Annotated in this window: 20 protein-coding genes; 10 read left to right on the top strand and 10 right to left on the bottom strand. The window is 64.8% G+C overall.

Translation table 11 applies throughout. The features are described from left to right. The first annotated feature begins 64 nt into the window (after positions 1-64). The 3 genes from AC1DYW_RS08980 to AC1DYW_RS08970 are packed head-to-tail and all read left to right on the top strand — an operon-like array spanning position 65 to position 2,834. Positions 65-1,168, top strand: coding sequence for an ABC transporter ATP-binding protein (locus AC1DYW_RS08980; protein WP_477225878.1), 1,104 nt, complete (start codon positions 65-67; stop codon positions 1,166-1,168). Continuing rightward, positions 1,165-2,037, top strand: coding sequence for an ABC transporter permease (locus AC1DYW_RS08975; RefSeq protein ID WP_095080915.1), 873 nt, complete (start codon positions 1,165-1,167; stop codon positions 2,035-2,037). Before AC1DYW_RS08980 ends, AC1DYW_RS08975 begins: the two co-directional genes overlap by 4 nt. Beyond that, positions 2,034-2,834, top strand: a complete 801-nt coding sequence (locus tag AC1DYW_RS08970) for an ABC transporter permease (protein WP_477225877.1) — start codon at positions 2,034-2,036, stop codon at positions 2,832-2,834. Before AC1DYW_RS08975 ends, AC1DYW_RS08970 begins: the two co-directional genes overlap by 4 nt. Positions 2,835-2,878: 44 nt before the next feature. On the opposite strand, the gene AC1DYW_RS08965 is transcribed toward AC1DYW_RS08970, so the two are convergent. From AC1DYW_RS08965 to AC1DYW_RS08940, 6 genes are all read right to left on the bottom strand, one after another. After that, complete coding sequence (locus tag AC1DYW_RS08965) at positions 2,879-4,288, bottom strand: FAD-binding oxidoreductase (RefSeq protein ID WP_477225876.1); 1,410 nt, start codon at positions 4,286-4,288, stop codon at positions 2,879-2,881. A gap of 162 nt (positions 4,289-4,450) precedes the next feature. Then, positions 4,451-5,710 carry an ABC transporter substrate-binding protein gene (locus tag AC1DYW_RS08960; RefSeq protein WP_477226419.1) on the bottom strand — a complete coding sequence of 420 codons (1,260 nt, stop codon included), beginning with the start codon at positions 5,708-5,710 and terminating at the stop codon, positions 4,451-4,453. Between the two features lie 479 nt (positions 5,711-6,189). Further along, positions 6,190-7,245 (bottom strand): aldo/keto reductase, encoded by a 1,056-nt coding sequence (locus AC1DYW_RS08955; protein WP_477225875.1) that lies wholly within the window; start codon positions 7,243-7,245, stop codon positions 6,190-6,192. After that, positions 7,242-7,595, bottom strand: a complete 354-nt coding sequence (locus AC1DYW_RS08950; protein ID WP_477225874.1) for a TIGR04076 family protein — start codon at positions 7,593-7,595, stop codon at positions 7,242-7,244. The genes AC1DYW_RS08955 and AC1DYW_RS08950 overlap by 4 nt, the downstream gene beginning before the upstream one ends. Next, positions 7,596-8,078: a DUF3830 family protein gene (locus AC1DYW_RS08945; RefSeq protein WP_477225873.1), complete on the bottom strand. Its 483-nt coding sequence runs from the start codon at positions 8,076-8,078 to the stop codon at positions 7,596-7,598. It abuts the gene before it with no gap. Continuing rightward, a complete protein-coding gene (locus AC1DYW_RS08940) occupies positions 8,075-8,809 on the bottom strand; it encodes a GntR family transcriptional regulator (protein ID WP_095081116.1) in 735 nt (244 codons plus the stop codon). Before AC1DYW_RS08940 ends, AC1DYW_RS08945 begins: the two co-directional genes overlap by 4 nt. A gap of 127 nt (positions 8,810-8,936) precedes the next feature. Here AC1DYW_RS08940 and AC1DYW_RS08935 point away from each other — a divergent pair, with 127 nt between their 5' ends. From AC1DYW_RS08935 to AC1DYW_RS08915, 5 genes are read left to right on the top strand one after another with little or no spacing between them, the layout of a single operon-like run. Continuing rightward, the gene (locus AC1DYW_RS08935) at positions 8,937-9,737 is read left to right on the top strand and encodes an ABC transporter ATP-binding protein (RefSeq protein WP_477225872.1); all 801 of its coding nucleotides are present in this window, start codon (positions 8,937-8,939) and stop codon (positions 9,735-9,737) included. Then, entirely contained in the window at positions 9,734-10,501 is a 768-nt protein-coding gene (locus tag AC1DYW_RS08930; protein WP_457150391.1) for a branched-chain amino acid ABC transporter ATP-binding protein, read from the top strand. Before AC1DYW_RS08935 ends, AC1DYW_RS08930 begins: the two co-directional genes overlap by 4 nt. Then, positions 10,498-11,406 (top strand): branched-chain amino acid ABC transporter permease, encoded by a 909-nt coding sequence (locus AC1DYW_RS08925; RefSeq protein ID WP_477225871.1) that lies wholly within the window; start codon positions 10,498-10,500, stop codon positions 11,404-11,406. The genes AC1DYW_RS08930 and AC1DYW_RS08925 overlap by 4 nt, the downstream gene beginning before the upstream one ends. Then, positions 11,403-12,386 (top strand): branched-chain amino acid ABC transporter permease, encoded by a 984-nt coding sequence (locus tag AC1DYW_RS08920; RefSeq protein ID WP_477226418.1) that lies wholly within the window; start codon positions 11,403-11,405, stop codon positions 12,384-12,386. Before AC1DYW_RS08925 ends, AC1DYW_RS08920 begins: the two co-directional genes overlap by 4 nt. Then, complete coding sequence (locus AC1DYW_RS08915) at positions 12,383-13,687, top strand: NAD(P)/FAD-dependent oxidoreductase (RefSeq protein WP_477225870.1); 1,305 nt, start codon at positions 12,383-12,385, stop codon at positions 13,685-13,687. The genes AC1DYW_RS08920 and AC1DYW_RS08915 overlap by 4 nt, the downstream gene beginning before the upstream one ends. A gap of 8 nt (positions 13,688-13,695) precedes the next feature. Here the strand turns inward: AC1DYW_RS08915 and AC1DYW_RS08910 are convergent, their stop codons facing one another. Genes AC1DYW_RS08910 through AC1DYW_RS08895 form a run of 4 tightly spaced genes read right to left on the bottom strand, consistent with a single transcriptional unit; the run spans position 13,696 to position 18,042 of the window. Further along, on the bottom strand, positions 13,696-14,352 hold the full coding sequence (locus AC1DYW_RS08910; protein ID WP_457150394.1) for a GntR family transcriptional regulator: 657 nt from the start codon (positions 14,350-14,352) through the stop codon (positions 13,696-13,698). Positions 14,353-14,368: 16 nt separating this feature from the next. Further along, on the bottom strand, positions 14,369-15,685 hold the full coding sequence (locus AC1DYW_RS08905; RefSeq protein ID WP_477225869.1) for an aspartate aminotransferase family protein: 1,317 nt from the start codon (positions 15,683-15,685) through the stop codon (positions 14,369-14,371). After that, on the bottom strand, positions 15,686-16,744 hold the full coding sequence (locus AC1DYW_RS08900; protein WP_477225868.1) for a phosphotransferase: 1,059 nt from the start codon (positions 16,742-16,744) through the stop codon (positions 15,686-15,688). Further along, complete coding sequence (locus AC1DYW_RS08895) at positions 16,741-18,042, bottom strand: ArgE/DapE family deacylase (protein ID WP_477225867.1); 1,302 nt, start codon at positions 18,040-18,042, stop codon at positions 16,741-16,743. Before AC1DYW_RS08895 ends, AC1DYW_RS08900 begins: the two co-directional genes overlap by 4 nt. Positions 18,043-18,220: 178 nt before the next feature. On the opposite strand from AC1DYW_RS08895, the gene AC1DYW_RS08890 reads away from it, so the two are divergent. Further along, the gene (locus AC1DYW_RS08890) at positions 18,221-18,889 is read left to right on the top strand and encodes a GNAT family N-acetyltransferase (protein WP_477225866.1); all 669 of its coding nucleotides are present in this window, start codon (positions 18,221-18,223) and stop codon (positions 18,887-18,889) included. Then, the gene (locus AC1DYW_RS08885) at positions 18,890-21,604 is read left to right on the top strand and encodes a winged helix-turn-helix domain-containing protein (protein ID WP_477225865.1); all 2,715 of its coding nucleotides are present in this window, start codon (positions 18,890-18,892) and stop codon (positions 21,602-21,604) included. Positions 21,605-21,685: the final 81 nt, after the last annotated feature.

Below are 21,685 nucleotides of genomic sequence, written 5' to 3'. Positions count from 1 at the left end.
AAGACTTCGAAGGACCCGGCGGTCCGGACGTTCCGGGCCGCCGAAGCGTATGCGAGAATATCTTATGAACCAAAACACCGACCTCTTGACGCTGCGGTCCGTCTCGAAATCCTACGGCACCGTTCCGGTGCTGCACGACATCGACCTGTCGATCAAGGACGGTGAGTTCCTGACCGTTCTTGGGCCGTCAGGCTCCGGCAAGACCACGGTGCTGCGGCTGATCGGCGGGCTGGAACCACTGACGTCGGGCGAGATCCGGCTCGACGGCCACGACATCAGCCGCATGCCGATCAACCGGCGGCCATTCAACACCGTGTTCCAGGACTATGCGCTGTTTCCGCATCTGACCGTTTCCGGCAATGTCGGCTACGGGCTTTCGGTTCGCCACCTGCCGCGCAAGGAGATTGCGCGCCGCGTCGCGGAAGCGCTGGAGCTTGTCCAGCTCGGCCGTTTCACCGACCGCTTTCCAGCCCAGCTCTCCGGTGGCCAGCGCCAGCGCGTCGCCTTGGCCCGCGCGCTGATCTGCCAGCCGCGCCTCATCCTTCTCGACGAGCCGCTGGCGGCGCTCGACCTCGAGCTGCGCCGGCAAATGCAGGAGTTCCTGAAATCCATCCAGCGCGAAATCAAAACCACCTTCCTGTTCGTCACCCACGACCAGGAAGAAGCGATTGGCATGGCCGATCGGATCTGTGTCATGCAGGCCGGCCATATCCGCCAGCTCGGCACGCCGCACGAGCTTTACTACAAGCCGAATTGCGAGTTCGTGGCGCGCTTCTTCGGCGAGAACAATCTGGTGGCCGGAAAGCTTGGATCCGTCCAGGGCGAACTGCGATCGATCGAGACGGCGCTCGGACGCCTGGTCTGTTCGATCCGTGACCAGCCGCATTTAAAGACCGCGGCGGATGGCGCCAGTGCCTTCGCTGCGTTCCGTCCCGAGGCCTTGCACCTTGCCGATGCAAAGGACACCGACAACCGCTTTTCCGGCACGATCGCCGACATGGCCTTCGCCGGCTCGTCGACCGTTGCCACCATCACGGTCGGCGCCGACCATGCTGGGCAACGCTTGCGGCTGCGCATGCCGAGCCGGGTCGACGGCAGCACGCTGCAATCCGGCGCGACGATCTCCCTCGCGTTTGCGCCGCATGAAGGCCACCTGGTGCTGGCATGAGCGGAACCGGCACGATACCGCTCGCGGAACGGCGATGGTCGCTGCTGGTGACGGTGCTGGCTTTCGCCTTGCCGGTGGTCTTCGTCCTCGTGCCGCTGGCGATCTTCCTCGGCTATAGCTTCTTCAGCGTCGACCAGGGCACGATCGTTCATACGCTGTCACTGGGCAACTATGTCCGCTTCTTTACCGATCCGATCTTTCTTCCGGTATTCTGGAACACCATCGTGCTGTGTCTCTCGGTGGCGGCAATCTGCATTCTGCTCGCCTATCCCGCCGCCTATTTCCTGACGACCCTGAAGGGGCGCTGGCGCTATGCCTTGCTGATGCTGCTGCTGGTGCCGCTGCTGATGAGCTACGTGATCAAGATCTATGCGATCCGCAGCATCCTCGGCCTTAACGGCTTTCTCAACAAGGCGCTGGTCGGGCTCGGCATCCTGCAGGAGCCATCGACGCTTTTCGTGTTCAACATGAACGCCATCCTGCTGACGCTGACGCTGCTGCTGATCCCGTTCGCCATCCTGCCGATCTTCCTGTCGCTGGAGCGGATTCCGCAGGTGCTGCTGCGCGCCTCCGACGATCTGGGCGCAAGCGGCCTGCAGACGTTCCTGCGCATCACCTTGCCGCTCAGCCTGCCCGGCGTCGCCTCCGCGGCGAGCTTCGTGTTCGTATTGGCGATCGGCGATTTCCTGACCCCGCAAATGGTCGGCGGGATCAGCGGCTTCACCTTCGGCCGCATCCTCTACAGCCAGTTCGGCACGGCCTACAATTGGCCGTTCGGTGCGGCGCTATCAGTGGCGCTGGCTGTCGTGGTGATCGCGGCAATTCTTGTCGGCGAGCGCTTCGGCCGCAACCGGGGGACAGCGATATGACCGCCCTGCCCCGGCTATCCACCGTCTTTCTGGCTGCGATCACGACATTGGTCGCGGTGCTGCTCTACAGCCCGCTGGCCGTGCCGATCGTGTCGTCGTTCTTCACCATTGCGCATGGCAATGTCGACTGGTCTTCGCCGACGCTTGCGACCTATGTCGCCCTGGCCGAAAACCACGACATTCTGGCCGCCTTGCGGACCACGCTGATCGTCGGCGTCTGCACCGTCATCCTGTCGGTGGTCAGCGGAACGCTTCTGGCGCTCTACTATCACAGTCGCCGTTCCGGGCGCACGCTGCTGCAGTTCATCATCTTCCTGCCGTTCCTGATGCCGCCGATCATCAGCGGTCTGGCGTTGCTGATCTTCTTCCGCGAGATCGGCCTTGAACGCTCGCTGCTGACGGTGGTCATCGGACATACGGTTTTCGTGCTGGCGGTCGTCTATCGCACGGTGCTGATGCGGCTGCAGTCGATGAGCCGCACGCTGGTCGAAGCATCCTACGATCTCGGCGCCACCGGCTGGCAAACGTTCTGGCGCATCGTCCTGCCGAACCTGTCGAGCGCCATGGTCGGCGGTGCAATCCTGGCTTTCGCGCTGTCATTCGACGAGACCATGATCACCATCCTGGTCACCGGCACCCAAAGCACGCTGCCGGTGAGGCTGTGGGCGATGATGCGGCTTGGCTTTTCCCCCGACATCAATGCGCTGGTGGCGCTGATCCTGATGTTCACCGTACTGCTTTGCGTGCTCGCCGCGCGTTTTCTCATCCCCAGGCAAGTCGCGACGGAACGGACCTGAGTGCGCGGCAGTCACCGCCGACGGATGTCGCAGTGCCACGTTGACTACAGGCCGGCCGCTAAGGCAGACGGGACCAGGTCGAAGACCCGCCCCGGATTGAGGATGTTTCTGGGGTCGAGAGCTGTCTTCAGCCGCCGCATCGTGGCGATCTCGGCATCGCTGCGGACCAGATGCAGCCACCTCTTCTTGTCGAGGCCGATGCCATGCTCGGCCGAAACGCCCCCTCCCGCTGCCGCCACGCCGCGATAGACGATATCGTATGCCGCCGCCGGATCCACCGTGCGGACCTGGTAGTGCAGATTGCCGTCACCGAGATGGCCGAAGACATAGATGTCGGCGCCGGGATCCATGGCATGGATGGCAGCGTCCGCTTCTCGCAGGAAAATACCCATCCGCGCCAGCGGGATGCTGATGTCGACGCCGACAAGGCCTTTGATCGAAAACAGGACGCGATTGGCGTCCTCGCGCACCGCCCACAGCGCCCGAACTTCGCGCGGCGACTGCGAGACGACCACATCGTCGACCACGCCGTACTCGACCGCCTGCATCAAGACCTCGGCGAAGCGCTCGCCGTCGCGTTCGGGCTCGCTGCCCTGGATCTCGGCCAGCACGTAGACAGGCGAACCCGCCGGCAGCGGCGCCGGCATGTCCATGCTGGCGACCATCGCGTCATAGAGCGGCGCGAAGTTGACTTCATAGGCAGACAACAGCGGGCCGAGCCTTTGCCGCAGCAGCCCAAGCAGGGCGATCGCCGCATCGAGCGATGGGAGTGCGCAGAAGGCGTTTACCTCGGACACCGGCTTCGGATGCAGCCTGAGCGCCGCGCGTGTGACGACGCCGAGCGTCCCTTCCGTGCCGATGAAGAGCTGGCCGAGGTCGTAGCCGGAATTGTCCTTGGGCAGGCCCTTCATCGAGGTCAGCACGCTGCCATCGGCAAGCACCGCCTCCAGCCCCAGAACCTGCGCCCGGTACATTCCGTAGCGCAGCACGCGGATGCCACCGGCATTGGTGGCGACATTGCCGCCGATAGTGGCCGAACCGCGTGCGCCGATATCGACCCCGAACATCAGACCGGCGCCGTCGGCTGCCTCCTGCACCGCCTGCAGCGTTGCGCCGGCCTCGGCGACGATGCTGGCAGCCTGACGATCCGGTGCATCGAGACCTGTCATGCGTTCCAGCGACAGCACGATTTCGCCCGGCTGCACGCGCGCGGCGCCGGTCAGCCCGGTGCGTCCGCCCTGCACGACAACTGGCTGGCCGAGATCGTTGCATGCGGCGAGTGCTGCCGCGACACCCTGGGTGTCGCGCGGGCGCAGCACCGCTTCGGGCAGTGCGCCGAGCTTGCCATCGGGATCGTCGCGATAGCGCTGGTCCACGTCGGAGCCGGCGAGCACACCGCCCGCACCCAGCCGGTCGCCGAGAGCAGATAGAAGTTTTTCAGTTTCAGGCGACATTGGCCAATCCTGTTGATAGGCCAATCCTATTCGTGATCGCCTGCCGGTCAAACCCTTGTCCGTGCAAACGATGTGGTTCTCACGGCCATCCAAGTGCGAGACAAACTGACCGTCCGGCGTCGATCGCGATGAGATCGGATCGACGCCGGGCGAGAAGTTGTCTTACTGAAGTTTGGCTTGCAACGCGTTGACGTCGTCGGTGGTCATTTCGCCGTCGGTCGTCACCTTGCCGTCGACGATCTTCCAGAGCCGGAAGGGGCCGGTGATGTCGCCATATTTGTCGAAGGCGACGGGACCGATGACGCCTTCGTAGCGGATCGGCTTGCCGTCCTTGATCAGGCCGAGCGCCTTGGCGAATTCGTCCTTGCCGGCAAAGATCGGCGTGCCGGCTGGGTCGACCGCCTTGTACATCGCGTCCTTGATCTTGGCCGGATCCTCGGAGCCGGCAATGGCGATAGCGAGGCCGACGATGGCGCCCGCATCATAGGAACGGTCGGCCGCCGGATTGGACGGCTCGATGCCGGAAAATTCCTTGTAGTTCTTCGTGAAATAGTCGGTGGAGGCCGTCGGGCTGGTGCCGGACGACGTACCATAGGCGTCCTTCAGATAGTCGGCGCCGACGGACTCGATGAAGTCAGGGCTGTTCATGCCGTCATTGAGCAGGAACTTCTGCACGCCACCCTGCGAAATCCAGGTGCGGGCAACCGTCGCGCCGTCGACCGGCGTGCTGACGAGATAGAGCCCGTCCGGCTCGCCGGCCATCGCCGCCGTCACTTCGGAAGCATAGCTCGACTGCTTTTCGTTGTAGGGCATGTCGGAAACGATGGTGCCGCCGAGCGCTTTGTAGGCGCGCGAGAACTCGGCCACCATGTTGACGCCGAAGTCATTGTTGACATGGATGATCGACAGCTTCTTGAAGCCCTTGTCGACGGCGTATTTGGCGGCAGCGACGCCCTGCAGCGCATCCGAGGTTATGGTGCGGAAGAAGATGCCATTGGTCTTGCCGTCGCGGCCGAGCGCCGTCAGCGTCGGCGACGACGAAGCCGGCGACACCTGGACGATCTTGGCCGGTGCCGTGACCGAGGTCAGGATCGGGATCGACACCGACGAAATGATGCCGCCGATGATGACCGGCACCTTCTTGACCTGAACCAGCTGGGTGGCGGCGTCGACAGCGATGTTGCCCTGACTCTGGCTGTCGCGCGTGTCGGTCGCCAGGTCGCAGCCACGCACGCCGCCGGCGGCATTGATGTCGCGGAAGGCCATCTCGACCGATTTGGCGCCGGCCTGACCATATTCGCCGGCCGGGCCGGTCAGTTCCATGACGAGGCCAACGGTGATCTTGCAATCGGCCGCTTGCGCAGCACCGGCCATCGTTACGAGGGCGAGCGCGGTGGTGAGTTGAAGTATCGTCTTTCTCATTGTTGTTCCCCTTTGAGCTACACGAACTGGATTACTTGTCTCTTTGTCTGCACATCGGAGTTCCGGCACCTGCAGCCAGGTTTCATGCAGATGTCGCCATAGGACGCCGTTGGGCGCCGATGAACTGGTGGTGAAGACGGCGCTCGACTGGCGGCGGCTGTGCTTGCCACCGCGCAGTTGCGCCTCAACGTAGAAAACGACAATCGTCTCGGCATCCTGCCAGCCCGGACGGATGTCCTCGATCGAAATGGCGAACCCGTCGTCACACGTGGCGCGGCTGGTGCGGACATGGCCGACGACTGCGTCGCGATCGAGAATCTGGCCGTCCGGTGCGACCATGGCGAAGCCGTCGCCCATGACGCGCTCGAAGCGGCTGAAGTCCGCTTTATTGGCGCGCGCCGCAACGAACCAGTCGACGAAAAAGCGATGCAGGTCGACGATCTCGGCGCTGGCGCGTGAAAACAGGGAGGGCTCGCCGCTCATTGCTTCCCCGCATTGAGGTTGTAGTGCATGATCGAACCGTGGCGGCCGTGGCGGTCGCGCTCCAGCGTGTAGACATCACCCTCGAGGCCGGTGCCTTGCGCGATGACGGCGGCAATCCGCGCCCGGTCCTCGGCATCGAGCGTGACGTCCATGATGCCGGCGTTGGCAAGCGCATGTGCCTGGTTGCGAGCACCGACGATGACGGCCGCCACGTGCGGCTGCTCCAGCACCCAGGCGCTGGCGATGGTGGCGATGTCGACGCCGTGGCGGTCGCCGACTGCCTTCAGCGCCTGAAGCAACTGCTGGAACAGGTCCCAGCCGCCAAAGTCATCGATGATCAGCTTGTATTTGACCAGCGAGCGGTTTTCGAGCGGGGTGGCCGGCTCGGCCACGCCTAGCCATTTGTTACTGAGGAAGCCGCCGGCGACGGATCCGTAGCAAAGGAAGCTGACGCCGTTTTTCGCGGCGAGTGCCGCAAGGCTGTTGCCCGGCCTCTGGTCGAGCACGGAATATTGCAGCTGCTGGCTGACCAGCGGGATGCCGGCGGCGAGGATTTCGGCCAGCCGCGGCGTGTCGAAATTGGTGGTGCCGAGATTGCGCACCTTGCCCTCAAGCCGAAGCTCGTTGAGCCAACCCATCGCCTCGACATAGCGCGGCTGCGCATAGTCCCACCAGTGGAACTGCACGAGGTCGAGCCGCTCGGTCTTCAGCCGCCGCAGTGACTGGTCGACGATACTCCTGATGTAGTCGCGGCTGATGCCGGCCAGCCGTTCGAGGTCGGGCACCAGCTTGGTGTGCACTTTCATCCTGGCGGCGACGTCGAGGCCGCGCTCGCTGGCCAGCCGCAGGCGCACCGCGCCGATCAGTTCCTCGACGCCGGTGTAGATGTCGGCGCAATCATAGGTCCAGATGCCGGCATCGAAGGTGGCGATCAGATCGGTCACCGCCTGCTGGCGGTCGATGGCGCCGTGGCCGCCGGCCAGTTGCCAGCCGCCGCGGATGACGCGCGAGATGGTGTAGCCGGAGCCGAGTTCGAAAGTCTGGGTACTCATTTGTCGTCTCCCCGCTTCGGCAGCGGCACAGCCGTGGTCTCGGCATGGCTGAACCGCCGCTTGGCCAGCCTGACGATCCTCAGCCGACTGGCGCAATTGGGATCGGGACAGGCGATCTCGGCGTCCGAGGTCATCCAGTCGTTCGGGTGGGTCGGGCGCTGCTTGGCTGCCAGCAACGGCAACACGGCCGATATCGAATAGATCGAAAAGCCCTGGCCAGCTGGCATCGACAGCATCTCCCCCTTGAGCTCGAAATAGTCGCCGGCCTTGGCGCCGCAATAGATCGGTTTGCCCTCCGGGATGACCGCCTCGACGCGAAGATCAAAGAGCTCGAAACTGTCGTCGGCCATTTAGCCCTCCACTAGGCTGAAGGTGACGTCGCAGGCGCCGTTGCGGCGGATGATGCCGCAGGCGGCGGCGAACCGATCGCGCTCTTCGGCGCGCACTTGCGCCACCACGCTGCCGGCGAGCCAGCCGATCGGGAACAGCAGGCGCGCGCCCTGCCCGTAGTAGAGCCCGATGTCGAAGATCGCATTGGGATTGCCGCCCCACATGCGCGGCGGCACATAGGACAGCACGATGTCACCCGGCTGCGGCGTCAGCGTCGCGTTCTCGGCCGCCAGAGGCCTGGCATAGGGCTGGCCCTCAAGATCGGCAGCGGGAACCGGACAGGAGATTTCCGGCCCCGTCCACATCGCATGGATGCCCGGGACGACGCGTGGCGTGCCTAGATATGCCTGGAGGAAGGCAGCATTTTCCGGCGCTTTCTGCGGCAGCAACAGTGCCGTTATGGAAAGCTGCGAGCGTGGCTCGGTGATCCTGATGGCGGTCATGTCTGGTCTTTCGCGGCGGCGGATTGCAGCTTGCTGCGCAGGAAGGTGAAGGGCCGGCTGATGTCGGCGGCCAGTGACTCGCGCGCGGCCTGCGCATCCTGGGTGGCCAGTGCCGTGACGATGCGGCGGTGATACTGGGCGGTGTCGACCTCGCCGGCTTCCGAGAAGGCGTAGATGGCGACACGAATGCAGGGGCCCGATTGCAGCCACAGGCTCTCGATCATCGGGATCAGCACGGCCGAGCCGCAGGAGCGGTAGATCTCGAAATGAAAGCTCTGGTTGAGCGTCACTTCGCGATCGACATCCTTCTTGTGCTTCAGAGCGCGCATCTCGTCCCATTCGCCGAGAATGGTCTCGATGGTGGCGATCTGGCGCGGCCCCATGCGGGCGGCGGCCAGCGCGATGGCCTCGCCCTCGATCAGGATGCGGGCACGCAAGAGATCGTCGAGGCGTTCAAGCGTGATCGGCGGCACCCGCACCGAACGGTTGGGCAGCGCCTCCAACGCCTTTTCGGTGATCAGCCGGCCGAGCGCCTCGCGCACCGGCATGGTCGAGGTGACCAGCGCATCGGCGAGCCCACGGATGGTCAGCACCTGGCTTGGCTCGAACAGGCCGCCGATCAGGGCACGGCGCAATTCCGAATAGACGCGATCCTGCACGGTCTCGCGGCCGACCGGCGCCAGCTGGGCCGCGATGGCCTCGTTGTTCTTTTCGATGGCAGCCTTTTGCATGGAATTCCGTTCTCGGCCGGTTTTCGGCTTGCAGACGAAATTAAAGCCGAATAGCGTGATCAAAGCAAGTGTGATCACAAATCAAAAATCAGGAGGCGACAACGATCGTCTTCGGCCAGAGGGTTTGATGAGCGAGGCAGCGGAACAGCAGGGACAAGAGACCCGTGCGCCGGTTCTGACGGCAAGGAACGTTGTCAGGCGGTTCGGCGGCCTCGTCGCCGTCAACGATGTCTCGTTTGACGTCAAGGCGGGAGAAATCCTCGGCCTGATCGGGCCGAACGGCGCCGGCAAGACGACGATGTTCGATCTGCTTGCCGGCAGCATCCTGCCGACCAGCGGCGATATCCTGCTTAACGGTGCGCGCGTTTCGGGTGAAGCCGCGCATCTGCGCATCGGTCGCGGCCTTGGCCGCACCTTCCAGATCCCGCGTCCGCTGCCCAACCTGACGCTGATCGAAAACATCATGCTGGCGGCGCAGGGTCAGGCCGGCGAAAAGCTGCTTGCCAACTTCGTCGCGCCAAGGCGAGTGGCGGCGCAGGAGAAAGCCGCCAGGACCAAGGCGCTAGAACTGCTGGATCTGGTCACCCTCACCCACCTCGCGCATGAACCGGCGCGCGTGTTGTCCGGCGGCCAGCGCAAGCTGCTCGAACTCGCCCGCGTGATGATGGCCGATCCGGCGATCATCCTGCTCGACGAACCGGCGGCCGGCGTCAACGCAACGCTGCTCGAAGTCATTATCGACCGCATCCGCGATATCAACGCGCGCGGCATCACCTTCCTGCTGATCGAACACAACATCGACATGGTGACGCGGCTCTGCCATCGCGTCCTCGTCATGGCGAGCGGCCAGTTGCTAAGCGAAGGCACGGCGGAAGAGGTCGCCAGCGACCCGCGCGTCATCGAGGCTTATCTCGGAGGCGCGGCATGAGCGAGACGGTCCTCGATGTCTGCAATCTCGAGGCTGGCTACGAGCCCGGCGTGCCGATCGTGCGCGGCGCCTCGATCACCGTTAGCAAGGGCGAGATCGTCGTCGTGCTCGGCCCCAATGGCGCCGGCAAGTCGAGCTTCATCAAGGCGATCGCCGGCCTTGTCCCGATCACCGGCGGCACGGTGTTTCTGGACGGCAAAGACATAACCGCCGCACCGGCGCACACCATGGTACGGCTTGGCTTGGCCTTCGTGCCGCAGACCGAAAACATCTTCCCGCTGATGTCGGTCGAGGACAATCTGAAGGTCGCCTGCGGCATTCTCGAGCGGCGCGAAATCCCTGCCCGCATCGACGAAATGTATGCAGCCTTCCCCGACCTCGTCCGCCAGCGGCGGACCGCCGCCGGCAACCTCTCGGGCGGACAGCGGCAGATGCTCGCCGTCGCGCGGGCGCTGATCGTCCACCCCAAGGTGCTGGTGCTCGATGAGCCGTCGGCCGGCCTGTCGCCGAAATTCGTGTCGATGGTGTTCGAGATGCTGGCCGGCATCCGCAAGTCCGGTGTCACCATCCTTTTGGTCGAACAGAACGCCAAGGCAGCACTGGCCATCGGCGACCGCGCCTATGTGCTGGTCGAAGGCAAGGACCGGCACGAAGGCATCGCATCCGATCTGTGGAACGACCCGGTCGTGGCCGAACTCTATCTTGGCCAGCGCCCCCTCAAGGCAGAAAAAACGCCTCACGCCGGGAAAGGAGGCGCGGCATGAGCCTGCAATTCATCGTCGACGGGCTTTTGACCGGCTCGATGATCGGCCTCGGCGCCATCGGCGTGACGCTCACCTATTCGATCCTGCGCTTCTCGAACTTCGCCCATGGCGACTTCATGGCCTGGGGCACCTATGCGACGCTGGCCGTCGTCAGCGCCATCGGCGCGACATTCGGCAAGGTGGCACCGATCGGACCGCTGTCCTTCGGCTGGCCGCTGATCGTCGCACTGATCGTCGGCATGGCCTTCACTGCTTTGCTGGCGCTGCTGCTCGACAAGGTTCTGTTTGCGCGGCTGCGCTCGCAGGGCCAGGCGATCATCGTGGTGATGGCGAGCTTCGGCGCCTCGATGGCGCTCAGAAGCCTGCTCGAATTCACCTTCACTTCGCGGCCGACCTATTTCAGCCGGGCGATCCAGATCGCCATGCCGGTCGGCTTCGGCATCCGCATCACGCCAGACCAGATTGCTCTCTTGCTGCTGACCGCCGTGCTGGTGCTCGGCGTGCATCTGTTGATGACGCGCACGCAGACCGGCCGCTCAATGCAGGCGCTCAGCCAGAATGCGGCACTGGCCCGCATCGTCGGCATCGATGTCGCCAGCGTGGTGCGCGTGACCTGGATCATCGGCGGCGCGCTGGCCTGTGTCGCCGGCGTGATGATCGGCATTCTGGTGCAAATCCGCCCGTTCATGGGCTTCGACATGCTGCTGCCGATGTTCGCCGCCGCCATTCTCGGCGGCATCGGCAGCATTCCCGGCGCCGTGCTCGGCGGCCTGATCATTGGGCTCGCCGAAGCCGGCGCGGTGCAGTTGATCGGCGCCGAATGGCGCGCCGCCGTCTCCTTCATCATCCTGATGGCGGTGTTGTTCGTGCGACCAATCGGCCTGTTCGGTGTGAGGGAACGCTGATGGATCTGCTCGGCTACGGCGCCTTCTTCCTGACCACCGCTCTGATCTTTTCGCTGGTCACGCTGGGGCTCAACTTGCAATGGGGGCTGACCGGGCTGTTCAATGTCGGCCTCGCCGGCTTCGTCGCCATCGGTGCCTATACCTCGGCGCTGCTGACCACACCTGACGATGCCGCGCGACTGGGTGGCTTCGGCCTGCCGATCCTTGTCGGTTGGCTCGGCGCCATGGCCGTCGGTGGCATCGCCGCGGCACTTACCGGCATGGCCACGCTGCGGCTGAGATCCGACTATCTGGCGATCACCACGTTCGGCGTCGCCGTCGTCGTGCAGTTGGTCGCGCTCAACGCGCAGGGATTGACCGGCGGCCCGTTCGGCATCGGCTTCATCCCGCGTCCCTTCGGCAGCCTTGCTGAGACACCGCTGCTGTTCAACCTGTCCAACCTTGCCGTCGTCTCGGCGGTGACGCTGGTCGCCTATCTCGCCCTGGAGCACCTGTCGCGCAGCCCGTGGGGACGCGTCTTGAAGGCGCTGCGCGAGGACGAACGGGCGGCGATCTCGTTGGGCAAGAGCGCGCGCTTCTATCGCGTCCAGGCCTTTGCCGTCGGTGGCGCCATCATGGCGCTGGCCGGCGCGCTGCAGGCGCATTTCACCGGCTTCATCGCGCCGGACAATTACCTGCCGATCCTGACCTTCCAGGTCTGGGTGATGCTGATCGTCGGCGGCTCGGGCAGCAATGTCGGCGCTGTCGTCGGCAGCATCCTGGTCTGGGCGATATGGGCTGGATCGGGCACGTTGACCAGCGTGCTGTTTCCGCCGGAGCAGCAGGCCCGCGCCGCCGCGCTGCAGATCGCCGCCATCGGCGTCATGCTCTGTGTCATCCTGCTGATCCGGCCGAACGGCCTGTTCGGCGACTGGCCGCGGCGGCCATGGTTCGGCAAGCGGGCAAAGATGGTTGCCGGCAAGAGCAGTTCCGGGTCATGAATGCCGCGGTCCGGCAGGAAGCGCACGACGTTTCGCTCTGGCATGCCGTCAGCCGCAATCGTCGCGGCAGGCCGGCGCTGCAAGGCGGGCTCGATGTCGACCTCGCCATCGTCGGCGGTGGCTTTTCCGGCCTCTCGACCGCGCTGCACGCCGCCGGGAAAGGACTGTCGGTCGCCGTTCTCGAAGCCGAAATAATCGCTTGGGGCGCGACCGGCAGGAATGCCGGCTTCGTCGTGCCGAACTTTGCCAAAATGGACCCGGACAACATCATCCGCCATCTCGGCCCCGAGCGTGGTGAACGGCTGATCGATTTTGCCGCCGGCAGCGCCGACCTGGTCTTCGGCCTGATCCGCCGGCACGGCATCGACTGCGACGCCGTGCAGAGCGGATGGATTCAGCCGGCGCATTCCCCCGCCGTGTTCGAGAAGGTCAAATCCCGCGCCGGGCAATGGGCGCAGCGCGGCCGGCCTGCCGTTGCCTTGGACCGGCAGAGCGTCGAGGCACTGACCGGCGCGCGCGGCTATGTCGGCGGCTGGATGGATCGTTCTGGCGGCGTGCTCAATCCGGTGGACTACGCGCGTGGGCTGGCCGATGCGGCCGAGAAGGCCGGCGCGCGCATCTTCGAGCATACGCGCGTCACCGCGCTCGATCGCACGACGGATTGCTGGGTGTTGAAAACGCCAGAGGGCTCGGTACGCGCCGGCAAGGTGCTGATCGCCACCAACGCTTATGGTGGGGCGCTCAATCCGTTGCTGCAACGAACCTATGTTCCGCTTAGGGTTTTCCAGATCGCCACGGCGCCGCTGCCCCGTGAAATCCGGACGCGCCTCCTGCCTGGCAGGCAAGGCGTCGGCGACACCAGGCGCAATCTCTTCACATTCCGCTTCGACGCCGAGAACCGGCTGATCAGCGGCGGCATGCATATCCTTGGCGCCGGAGCCGATGCGCGCGTGCCGCAGACGATCTGGCGACGGCTCGCTAGGCATCTTGAATTGCCTGACCTGCCGCCGCTTGCCTATAGCTGGTCGGGAATGGCCGCGGTCGAGCCGGACTTCCTGCCGCACCTCATGGACCTCGGGCCCGGGCTCATTGCCGGTCGCGCCTGCAACGGACGGGGCATTGCCATGACGACGGCGATGGGCAAGGTGCTGGCCGACTGGGCGACTGGAGCCGATGCCCGCGATCTGCCGCTGCCGTTTGCGCCGCCGGCACCGATCCCGTTCCATGCCTTGTTGCGGCACGCGCCCAATATGCTGCTCGGCTGGAGCATGCTGCGCGACCGGTTGGACGAAACGAGATAGGCGGACCGTCACCTGGCCGCGTCAAGGTTTGACGACAGAACAGCGGCTGCCATGGCGATGTCTTGTTCGATAAAAGTCCGGACGGCGGGACCGCTGCGCTGCTCCAGCGCGGCGACGATCTTGCGGTGCGCATCGTTCGACTGCGGAACGTAGCGATCCGCCTGCATCAGCAGCTTGAGATACGGCCCGACCCGCCCCCAGAGGTCGCGGATCATATTCAGAAGGATCGGCGCGCCGGCATGCTGGTAGATGGCGAAGTGAAAGGCCTCGTTCAGCGTTAGATAGGCCCTGGCGTCGCCCGCCTCGATGGCGTGCTGCATGCCGGCGAGCGTAGCGTGGATGTCGACCAGACCGCTTTCGGTCATCCGCGACGCCGCCATCTCGCCCGCCAGACCCTCGACGGCGATGCGGATGCGCGTCAGTTCCTCGAAGGCGGGGGCGGACAGCAAGGGCACGATAACCGAGCGGTTGTTCTGCATCTCGAGCAGCCGTTCGGCGACCAGCCTTTGCAGCGCCTCGCGGATCGGCGTGGTCGATATGCCGAACGTCTCGGCGAGCTTGCGGATGACCAGTGTCTGGCCCGGGCTGAAGCCGCCGGAAATCAATTCCTGCTTGAGCGCGCCATAGGCACGGTCGTTCAGGGTTTGATGTTCAAGCTTCAGCATGCGCGGCCCGCTCCGGTCACCAGTTCGACAGTGCGCGGTCGAGCGTCTTGGCCAGTTGCTCGGCATTGTCCCTGGCAAAGGGTAGCGGCGGCCTGATCTTGAGCACATTGCCGCGCGGACCGCAGGAGGAGATCAGCACGCCGTCCTCGCGCATGGCCTCGACGACTGCCGATGTCTTGCTGGCGGCCAAGGCCTCGTCGCCCTCCGCCGTCAACTCGACACCGAAATAAAGGCCGTTTTCCCTGACGTCGGCGACCATGCCGTGCCGGCCCTTCAGTGAGCCCAGCAGATCAGCCGTATAGGCGCCGACCATGCGTGCATTCTCGATCAGCCCCTCGCCCTCAATCACCTCGAGAACGGCAATGCCGACGGCGGCAGCGACCGGGTTGCCGCCGAAGGTGTTGAAGTAACCGGTGTTTGAGCCGAAGGAGGCAACAAGCTGCGGCCGTACCATCACCGCGCCCATCGGATGCCCGTCGCCGATCGGCTTGCCCATCGTAACGATATCTGGCTCGATGCCATAATTGGCGAAGCCCCACATGCCCTGGCCGAGCCGGCCGAAGCCGGATTGGACCTCATCGGCAATGACCATGCCGCCGGCTTTTTTGATGAGGCTTGCCGCCTCGCGCATCACGGCCGCATCGGGAAAGAAGATGCCGTCGCTGGAAAACGCCGAGTCGAGAAGCATTGCCGCGGGACGGACATTGCGCGTGCGCATATCCTCGATGGCGGCGGCGACGTTTTTCGCGAAATCGCGCGCGGCGCGGCCATGATCGCGGAACGTGTCCGGCGCTGCGACAGTGCGGTGCTGCGGGGGCACCGCTTTCACGCCGACCGCGGCCGGCGACAATTGTGCAGTCGCGATCGTGGCGCCGTGATAGGCGAAGTCGGTGATGATGACGCCTGTGCCGCCGCTCGAATGCTGGGCGATGCGGATGGCAAGGTCGTTGGCCTCGCTGCCGGTGCAGGTGAACATGGCATGGCCGAGATGGGGCGGACAGGTGCCAAGCAATTTCTCGGCGTAGTCGAGGATGATCTCGCTGAGATAGCGTGTGTGCGTGTTGAGCGTCGCGGCCTGCCCCGACAGGGCCTCGACGACACGCGGGTGGCAGTGGCCGACCGAAGCGACATTGTTGTAGGCATCGAGGAATTTTCGACCCTGGGCATCGTAGAGCCAGACGCCGCTGCCGCGCACGAGATGGATCGGGTTGCGGTAGAAGGCGCGGTAGGTCGGGCCAAGCAGCCTGGCGCGTCGCTCGAGCAGGGCGCGCTCTTGTGCCGAAGCGCCGGCATCGGCAGAGGCATTGGCAGGCAAGGACTGGGACACGGGCATCTACTCCGGATTGGAATGGTCGAGAAAATAGCGGCGGGCATCAGCGGGCGACAGGCCGTCCAGCCGTTCGAGCGAAGCCCAGACCTCGGTGGCGAGGCGCAAGACATAGTCGCGCTTGGCCGGGAAACGCTCGGCCTGCCAGCTGGCGATGTTGGCGATGAGCGCAAGCCGAGCCCGGATCAGATCGAAAAGGATGCCCAGCTCTTCGGCCTCGAGCGGTTGCACCGACCGGTAGCCGGCGACAAAGCGCGCGGCCGGCACCAGCGGATGACCTTCCGCCGGCCAGCGATAGACGGCGCCGATGGCGAGATCGCAGATCAGCGGCGAGTGGATCATGTCGCCAAAGTCGAGAATGCCGCTCACGACCTCCGGCAGCGACGCATCCATCACCACATTGTAGGAGTTCATGTCGTTGTGGACGATCTGGGCGCGCAGTTTCGGGATGACCGGCGCCGCATGCTCCTCGAAGGCGTCGATCGCACGCTCGACCATGGCCCGCCGACCAGCGTCGGCGATATGCGCCAGCATCGGCCGCGTCTTGGCCACCTTGCGGATATCCCAGAGCAGGTCGCTGCCGGCGGCCGAATGGAAGAAGCCGCGCAGCGCGCGGCCAAGGCGGGCGAGGAAGATGCCGAGATTACGATCTTGCGCCGGGGATGCAGGCGACCGCGACAGCAACTGGCCGGGCAGATAGGTGACCAGCCGGACGATGCGTGGCGCCGATCCACCGACGCTGACCGTGAATTGCGCTTCACCTTGCAGGCTTTTGCGCACCGAGGGAACCGGCAAGGTCGGATCGACCGCAAGGATGTGATCGAGTGCCTTGTTCTGGAAGTCGGTGAAGCCCGCTTCTTCCGCCGGATGGGAGATTTTCAGGACGAACTCGCCGTCACCGTCCGTCTGGATGTGGAAGTTGTGGTCGCGTTCACCAGGCAACGGACGCGCGGTGCCGGCAAGGCCGTAGTGCCGGCGCAGGATGGCAAGCGCGTCGGCCGTCGAAACGTCGGGCGCGTCCTCGGCCAGTGTGTCCCCGAAGGCATCGGGCACTGCCGCGTTCATGGCCCGGCCTCTGGATCGACGGGCTCAAGGCCGCACCAGTCGGCGATGAACAGCGCGATGGTCTGGGTGACCTTGCGCACCGAGTCCAGGTCGACGGCCTCGTCATAGCCATGCGGCATGCGGCAGATCGGACCGTAGACGATCGCCGGCGTGTCGGCATAGAGGCCAAAGAAGCGCGCATCGGTGGTCGCCGAGGTGACATGTTCCGTAAGCGGCTCGCCCCAGACAGCGGTATGGCTGCGGCGCAGCACGGCTTCCATCTCGTCGGCCCCTTGCAGCACATAGGCCTCGGCCATGAAGCCGTTGTAGCTCATCTTGGGCGGGCGGTTGGCCAGGAACGGATCGGCGCGGGCCGCATCGGCGATGCACGCCTCAAGCTCTGCTCTGGCATCCTCGAGCTTCTGGCCGGGATAGGTCGCGACCCGCATCTCGAAAACACAGCGCGCCGGAACGCTCGACGTCCATTCGCCGCCTTCGATCTTGCCGAGATTGAAGCGGATCGGGTGCGGATGGTCGCAAAAATGCGGGTCATCGACCTTGCGGGCGTTCCAGACGATTTCGAGCTGCTTCAGCGCCTGGATGATCACGAATGCCTTTTCGATGGCATTGGCACCGGCCGAGAAAGCGCCCGACGCGTGCTGCGGATCGCCGTCGACCTCGACCCTGAACCAGATCGGCCCGACCTGCGCCCGCATCAGCCTCGGCTCCAACGGCTCGGGGATGAAGGCGGCATCGGCGCGGTAGCCGCGCTGCAGGCAGGCGAGCGCGCCATTGCCGGTGCACTCTTCCTCGACGACCGACTGCAGGAACAATTTCGCGGCCGGTTGATAGCCGAGGCTGCGCAATGCGGTCAGCGCGTAAAGACAGGCGGACAGGCCAGCCTTCATATCACCGGCGCCGCGGCCATGCATCCAGCCGTCCTCGATCGCCGGATCGTAGGGATCGCGGGTCCAACGGTCGAGTGGTCCCGTCGGCACGACATCGATATGGCCGTTGAGGATCAGCGAGCGGCCGGTCGCGTTTCTCGGCGTATGGGTGGCAACGACATTGAAGGCATCGTCATAAGAAACTGCCACGGGTGAAAAACCCGGCAGGTCGCGGATCGCTTCGACATCGACGCGCCACATGTCGACCGCATAGCCGTCGATCTCATAGGTGGCCGCCATGAAGGATTGCGCGGCATGCTCCTCGCCGCGCTGTGAGGGAAAGCGTACGAGATCGGCCAGGAACGCGACCTGTCGTGCGAAACCGTCGTCGACCGCGCTGAGAATGGCCTCGTCCGCAATCCGCTCAGGCATTGTATTTCACTTTCATTTGGATGGTGTATCATATCTCATATGCCATTCTCATAAAATGCAAGAGGCAGTGGCGCCAAAAATCCGATCCAGGCCAGCCGCTCTTGTCAGACCATTCGCGGGTGTTGGCATCAGCGGCGGTAAGCCGATACTGCTATCGGCAGAGATGAAGAGGAATGCGTTGATCCCCGAAGAGACGATGCCGGCCGAAATCACCGATCTCGCCATTGGCTACCGGCGCCTGCCGGCGGGCAAGCTAGCCAATGCGGTGACATGGATGGAGGCGCGCGCTCCGCAGCCCGACCTCGCGCAACCCCTGGCCATGACCCGGATCACCACGCCCGACTGCGCGTCCTATCGAGCGATCTTCCTCGAAATCGGCGCCCCCTGGCTGTGGGACCGCGTGTCTGAAATGTCCGACGCCGAGATAACGGAGCACTTCGCCGATCCGCGCCAGCATCTCTACTACGGCCATGATGAAAGCGGCCTGCATCTCGGCATGGTCGAATTCTTCGTCGCCGACAGCAACGAGATCGAGATCACCTATTTCGGCCTGTTCCCGTCCCTGACCGGCCGCGGTTTCGGCAAGCGCCTTATGGCCGGCGCGCTCGAACTGGCATGGCGCCTGAAACCAAGCCGCGTCTGGCTGCATACAAGCAGCTTCGATCATCCCAGCGTGATAGGCTTCTACGGCGCCTGCGGATTTGTGCCATTCGCGTCCGGTTTTGAGATCGTCGACGATCCCCGGATAAAGGGCACCTTGCCGCGCAATGCCGCACCGCAGATTCCGCTGATCGAAGCGGAGTGGAGCACCTGCAGTCCGGAGAACCGACAGGTTGCGCGAGCCTAGATGAGAACAGCTCCGCAACCCACCCCGCATGCGTCGCCGCATCACCGCCGATGGGTCCGTCGCGAGACCATCCTGTCGACGCTGAAGCACCACATCGACACGCGCATCGTGCTCTTCGCCGCGCCGGCCGGCTTCGGCAAGTCGACGACGATGGCGCAATGGGCTGCGGAAGCGGCGCGCCTCGGCCGGCTGACTGCGTGGCTGTCCTGCGAGGCAACAGACAATGATGAGGGTGCCTTCCTGTCGCATCTGGTGGGCGGGCTGCGCCACCTCGTACAGAGCCCGGCGGAGCTCGACCTTGCCTTCCAGTCGAGCCCGATCCCGCAGCTTGACGTCGTGCTCGCCGCGCTGGTGGCGGGATTGGCGGCGCGCGAGGCCGACATCACCTTGTTCTTCGACGACTATCACGCCATCGAGGCGCCAGCGGTCAAGCGGTTCATGGAACGCTTGACCCGACAGGCGCCGGCCAATGTCGCCTTCGTCATCGGCTCGCGCACCCTGCCCGACCTGCAGCTCGGCAAGCTTAGGGTGCTGGGCGACGTCTGCGAAATCGGCCCCGACGATTTGCGCTTCGCCTCCTCCGAAGCCGAGGCCTTCTTCAACGAGAAGCTCGGTTTGAGCGTCAGCAGCGGCACTGTGGAGACCTTGTGTTCGCGCACCGAAGGATGGGCCGCCGGCCTGCAGCTCGCCTCACTGTCGCTCAGTGCCGCGCATGCGCCCGAAACCGTCATCGGCAATTTCACCGGCGCCAACCGCAACGTCGCCGATTTCCTGATGGGGGAAGTGTTTCTCGAACTGCCGTCGGCGATCGCGAAGTTCCTGCTCTACAGCTCTATCTTCGAACGCTTCAGCGCGGAGGCCTGCCGGGCGGTGATGCGGGCGGCGGATGCCGAGGCGGCGATCACCGAGATCGAGACGCGCAACCTGTTCCTGGTGCCGCTCGACGAGGAGCGGCGCTGGTTCCGCTATCATCATCTGTTCCGCGACTTCCTCAGCCGCGAGATGGAACGGCGCGAACCGGAGATGATCGCGCCGCTGCATTTGGCGGCCGCCGAATGGTTCGGCGAACGCAAGATGCTGACCGAGGCGATCGGCCACGCGCTCGCCGCCGGCGACCAGGCCCGCGCGGCGGTGTTCGTCGAGAACAACGCGCTCGACCTCATCGCCCAGTGCCAGCTTCTCTATGTGCGCCAATTGCTGGCGCTGTTGCCCAAAAAGCTGATCGACCAGCGCATCCGTCTGCAGCTTGTCGTGCTGTGGCTGGCGGTGCACAGCAGCCAACCCGAGCTTGCCCAACAGACGCTGAACAATGCGCGCAAGCTGGTCGAAACCGGGCCGGCCGACGGCAAGGATCCCGGCACGTTGACCGGCACCACGATCGATGCGGAACTGGTGGTGCTCGCCGCCGCCGTCCACAGCACGCTGGAGCAGTTCGAGCAGGCGCGCGACACCGCACTGGCGGCCCTGCGCGTCATTGCGCCCGACGCCTGGTTCATGGAGGGCGCTACCGCCAACGTCATCGGCTACAATCTCTATGCACTGGGCGACCTCGACGGTGCACGCGCGGCGGTGGACGCGGCGCGCAAGGCGCATGAGCGAAGCGGCAGCCTGCTCGGCGTCACCATCGCCAATTGCTACATGGCCGTCATCGAACGCTCGGCCGGCCGCCTGCCCGTCGCCGAACGGCTCCTGCGCGATGCAATCGCCGAGGCAAGGGCGCGGATCGGTCCTAATTCTTATGCCGAAGCGCTGGCGGGCACGCTGCTTGCCGAACTTGCCTATGAGACCAATGCGTCGAGCGAAGCGCTGACCTTGGTCGAGAATCTCGGGCCGCTGATCGAGGGAGCGGCGGTCATCGTCTATCCGCTCGCCAGCGTTCCGACCTATGCCCGCGTGCTGCAACTGACCGGCCGCGCGGAGGCCGCACTCGATATGCTGGAGCGGGTCTACCAGCGCGTGCGCGGCTCCGTGTATCGTCGTCTCGCTTCGGTGCTTGTGCATGATCGCGTTAGGCTGCTGCTCGACCAGAACCGCGGCGCCGAGGCGCGCGCCCTGCTGAACGAGCATCGCCGCGGACGGGCCGAAACCACTCCCACCGTCGCCAATGAATTCGAGTTCTTCGCCGAAGGCAGACTGCTGACCGCGGAGAAATCCTATGTCGATGCGGCGCGGGTCTTCGACGCGCTGTTGGAGCGCACGAGGGACAGCGGGCGCATGCGCCGCCATATCCTGGCGCTGATCCAGCGCGCCAAGAGCGCCGGCCAAGACCAACGCGAGGCCGATCGCTATCTGCTCGAAGCGCTGCGCCTTGCCCACCCCTCTGGATTCATCCGCTCCTTCATCGATGAGGGAAGGCCCGTTGTCGAAGGGTTGATGCGGCTGCGTGCGGCCCAGGCAAAGACCGATCCGGCACTCTCAGCCTATGTCACGCGCATCATCGATGCCGCGCAGACGATGCCAGTGGCGACGCGCAGGCCCGCCCCGCCAGCCGCAGAGAAGGAACACCTCACCCAGCGCGAGGCCGAGTTGCTGCGCTGCCTGACGGAGGGCATGTCCAACCGCGATATCGCGGTCGCGCTGTCGGTCAGCGAAACCACGGTGAAGTGGCATCTGAAGAACATTTTCGGCAAGCTGGCGGTGAGCAACCGGGTCCAGGCCGTGCGCGCCGCGCAAGGGTCGACAAACCTTCAAACCCCTCCGAAAGGAGGGGCATAGATAGCGGGCACAACCCCTCTTTCGGGTCGGGCCATGCCACCGCAAGCCTGTTAGCGTCACCCGGTTTTTAGAGGACGTTGC

The sequence above is a fragment of the Mesorhizobium sp. P2_D5 genome (assembly GCF_056404355.1).
This window is presented reverse-complemented; position numbering and strand designations above follow the sequence as displayed.

Excerpts from the sequence above, each read along its gene's own strand:
- AC1DYW_RS08980 (WP_477225878.1), top strand. The coding sequence starts at position 65 with ATGAACCAAAACACCGACCTCTTGACGCTGCGGTCCGTCTCGAAATCC.
- AC1DYW_RS08975 (WP_095080915.1), top strand. The coding sequence starts at position 1,165 with ATGAGCGGAACCGGCACGATACCGCTCGCGGAACGGCGATGGTCGCTG.
- AC1DYW_RS08970 (WP_477225877.1), top strand. The coding sequence starts at position 2,034 with ATGACCGCCCTGCCCCGGCTATCCACCGTCTTTCTGGCTGCGATCACG.
- AC1DYW_RS08965 (WP_477225876.1), bottom strand. The coding sequence starts at position 4,288 with ATGTCGCCTGAAACTGAAAAACTTCTATCTGCTCTCGGCGACCGGCTG.
- AC1DYW_RS08960 (WP_477226419.1), bottom strand. The coding sequence starts at position 5,710 with ATGAGAAAGACGATACTTCAACTCACCACCGCGCTCGCCCTCGTAACG.
- AC1DYW_RS08955 (WP_477225875.1), bottom strand. The coding sequence starts at position 7,245 with ATGAGTACCCAGACTTTCGAACTCGGCTCCGGCTACACCATCTCGCGC.
- AC1DYW_RS08950 (WP_477225874.1), bottom strand. The coding sequence starts at position 7,595 with ATGGCCGACGACAGTTTCGAGCTCTTTGATCTTCGCGTCGAGGCGGTC.
- AC1DYW_RS08945 (WP_477225873.1), bottom strand. The coding sequence starts at position 8,078 with ATGACCGCCATCAGGATCACCGAGCCACGCTCGCAGCTTTCCATAACG.
- AC1DYW_RS08940 (WP_095081116.1), bottom strand. The coding sequence starts at position 8,809 with ATGCAAAAGGCTGCCATCGAAAAGAACAACGAGGCCATCGCGGCCCAG.
- AC1DYW_RS08935 (WP_477225872.1), top strand. The coding sequence starts at position 8,937 with ATGAGCGAGGCAGCGGAACAGCAGGGACAAGAGACCCGTGCGCCGGTT.
- AC1DYW_RS08930 (WP_457150391.1), top strand. The coding sequence starts at position 9,734 with ATGAGCGAGACGGTCCTCGATGTCTGCAATCTCGAGGCTGGCTACGAG.
- AC1DYW_RS08925 (WP_477225871.1), top strand. The coding sequence starts at position 10,498 with ATGAGCCTGCAATTCATCGTCGACGGGCTTTTGACCGGCTCGATGATC.
- AC1DYW_RS08915 (WP_477225870.1), top strand. The coding sequence starts at position 12,383 with ATGAATGCCGCGGTCCGGCAGGAAGCGCACGACGTTTCGCTCTGGCAT.
- AC1DYW_RS08910 (WP_457150394.1), bottom strand. The coding sequence starts at position 14,352 with ATGCTGAAGCTTGAACATCAAACCCTGAACGACCGTGCCTATGGCGCG.
- AC1DYW_RS08905 (WP_477225869.1), bottom strand. The coding sequence starts at position 15,685 with ATGCCCGTGTCCCAGTCCTTGCCTGCCAATGCCTCTGCCGATGCCGGC.
- AC1DYW_RS08900 (WP_477225868.1), bottom strand. The coding sequence starts at position 16,744 with ATGAACGCGGCAGTGCCCGATGCCTTCGGGGACACACTGGCCGAGGAC.
- AC1DYW_RS08895 (WP_477225867.1), bottom strand. The coding sequence starts at position 18,042 with ATGCCTGAGCGGATTGCGGACGAGGCCATTCTCAGCGCGGTCGACGAC.
- AC1DYW_RS08885 (WP_477225865.1), top strand. The coding sequence starts at position 18,890 with ATGAGAACAGCTCCGCAACCCACCCCGCATGCGTCGCCGCATCACCGC.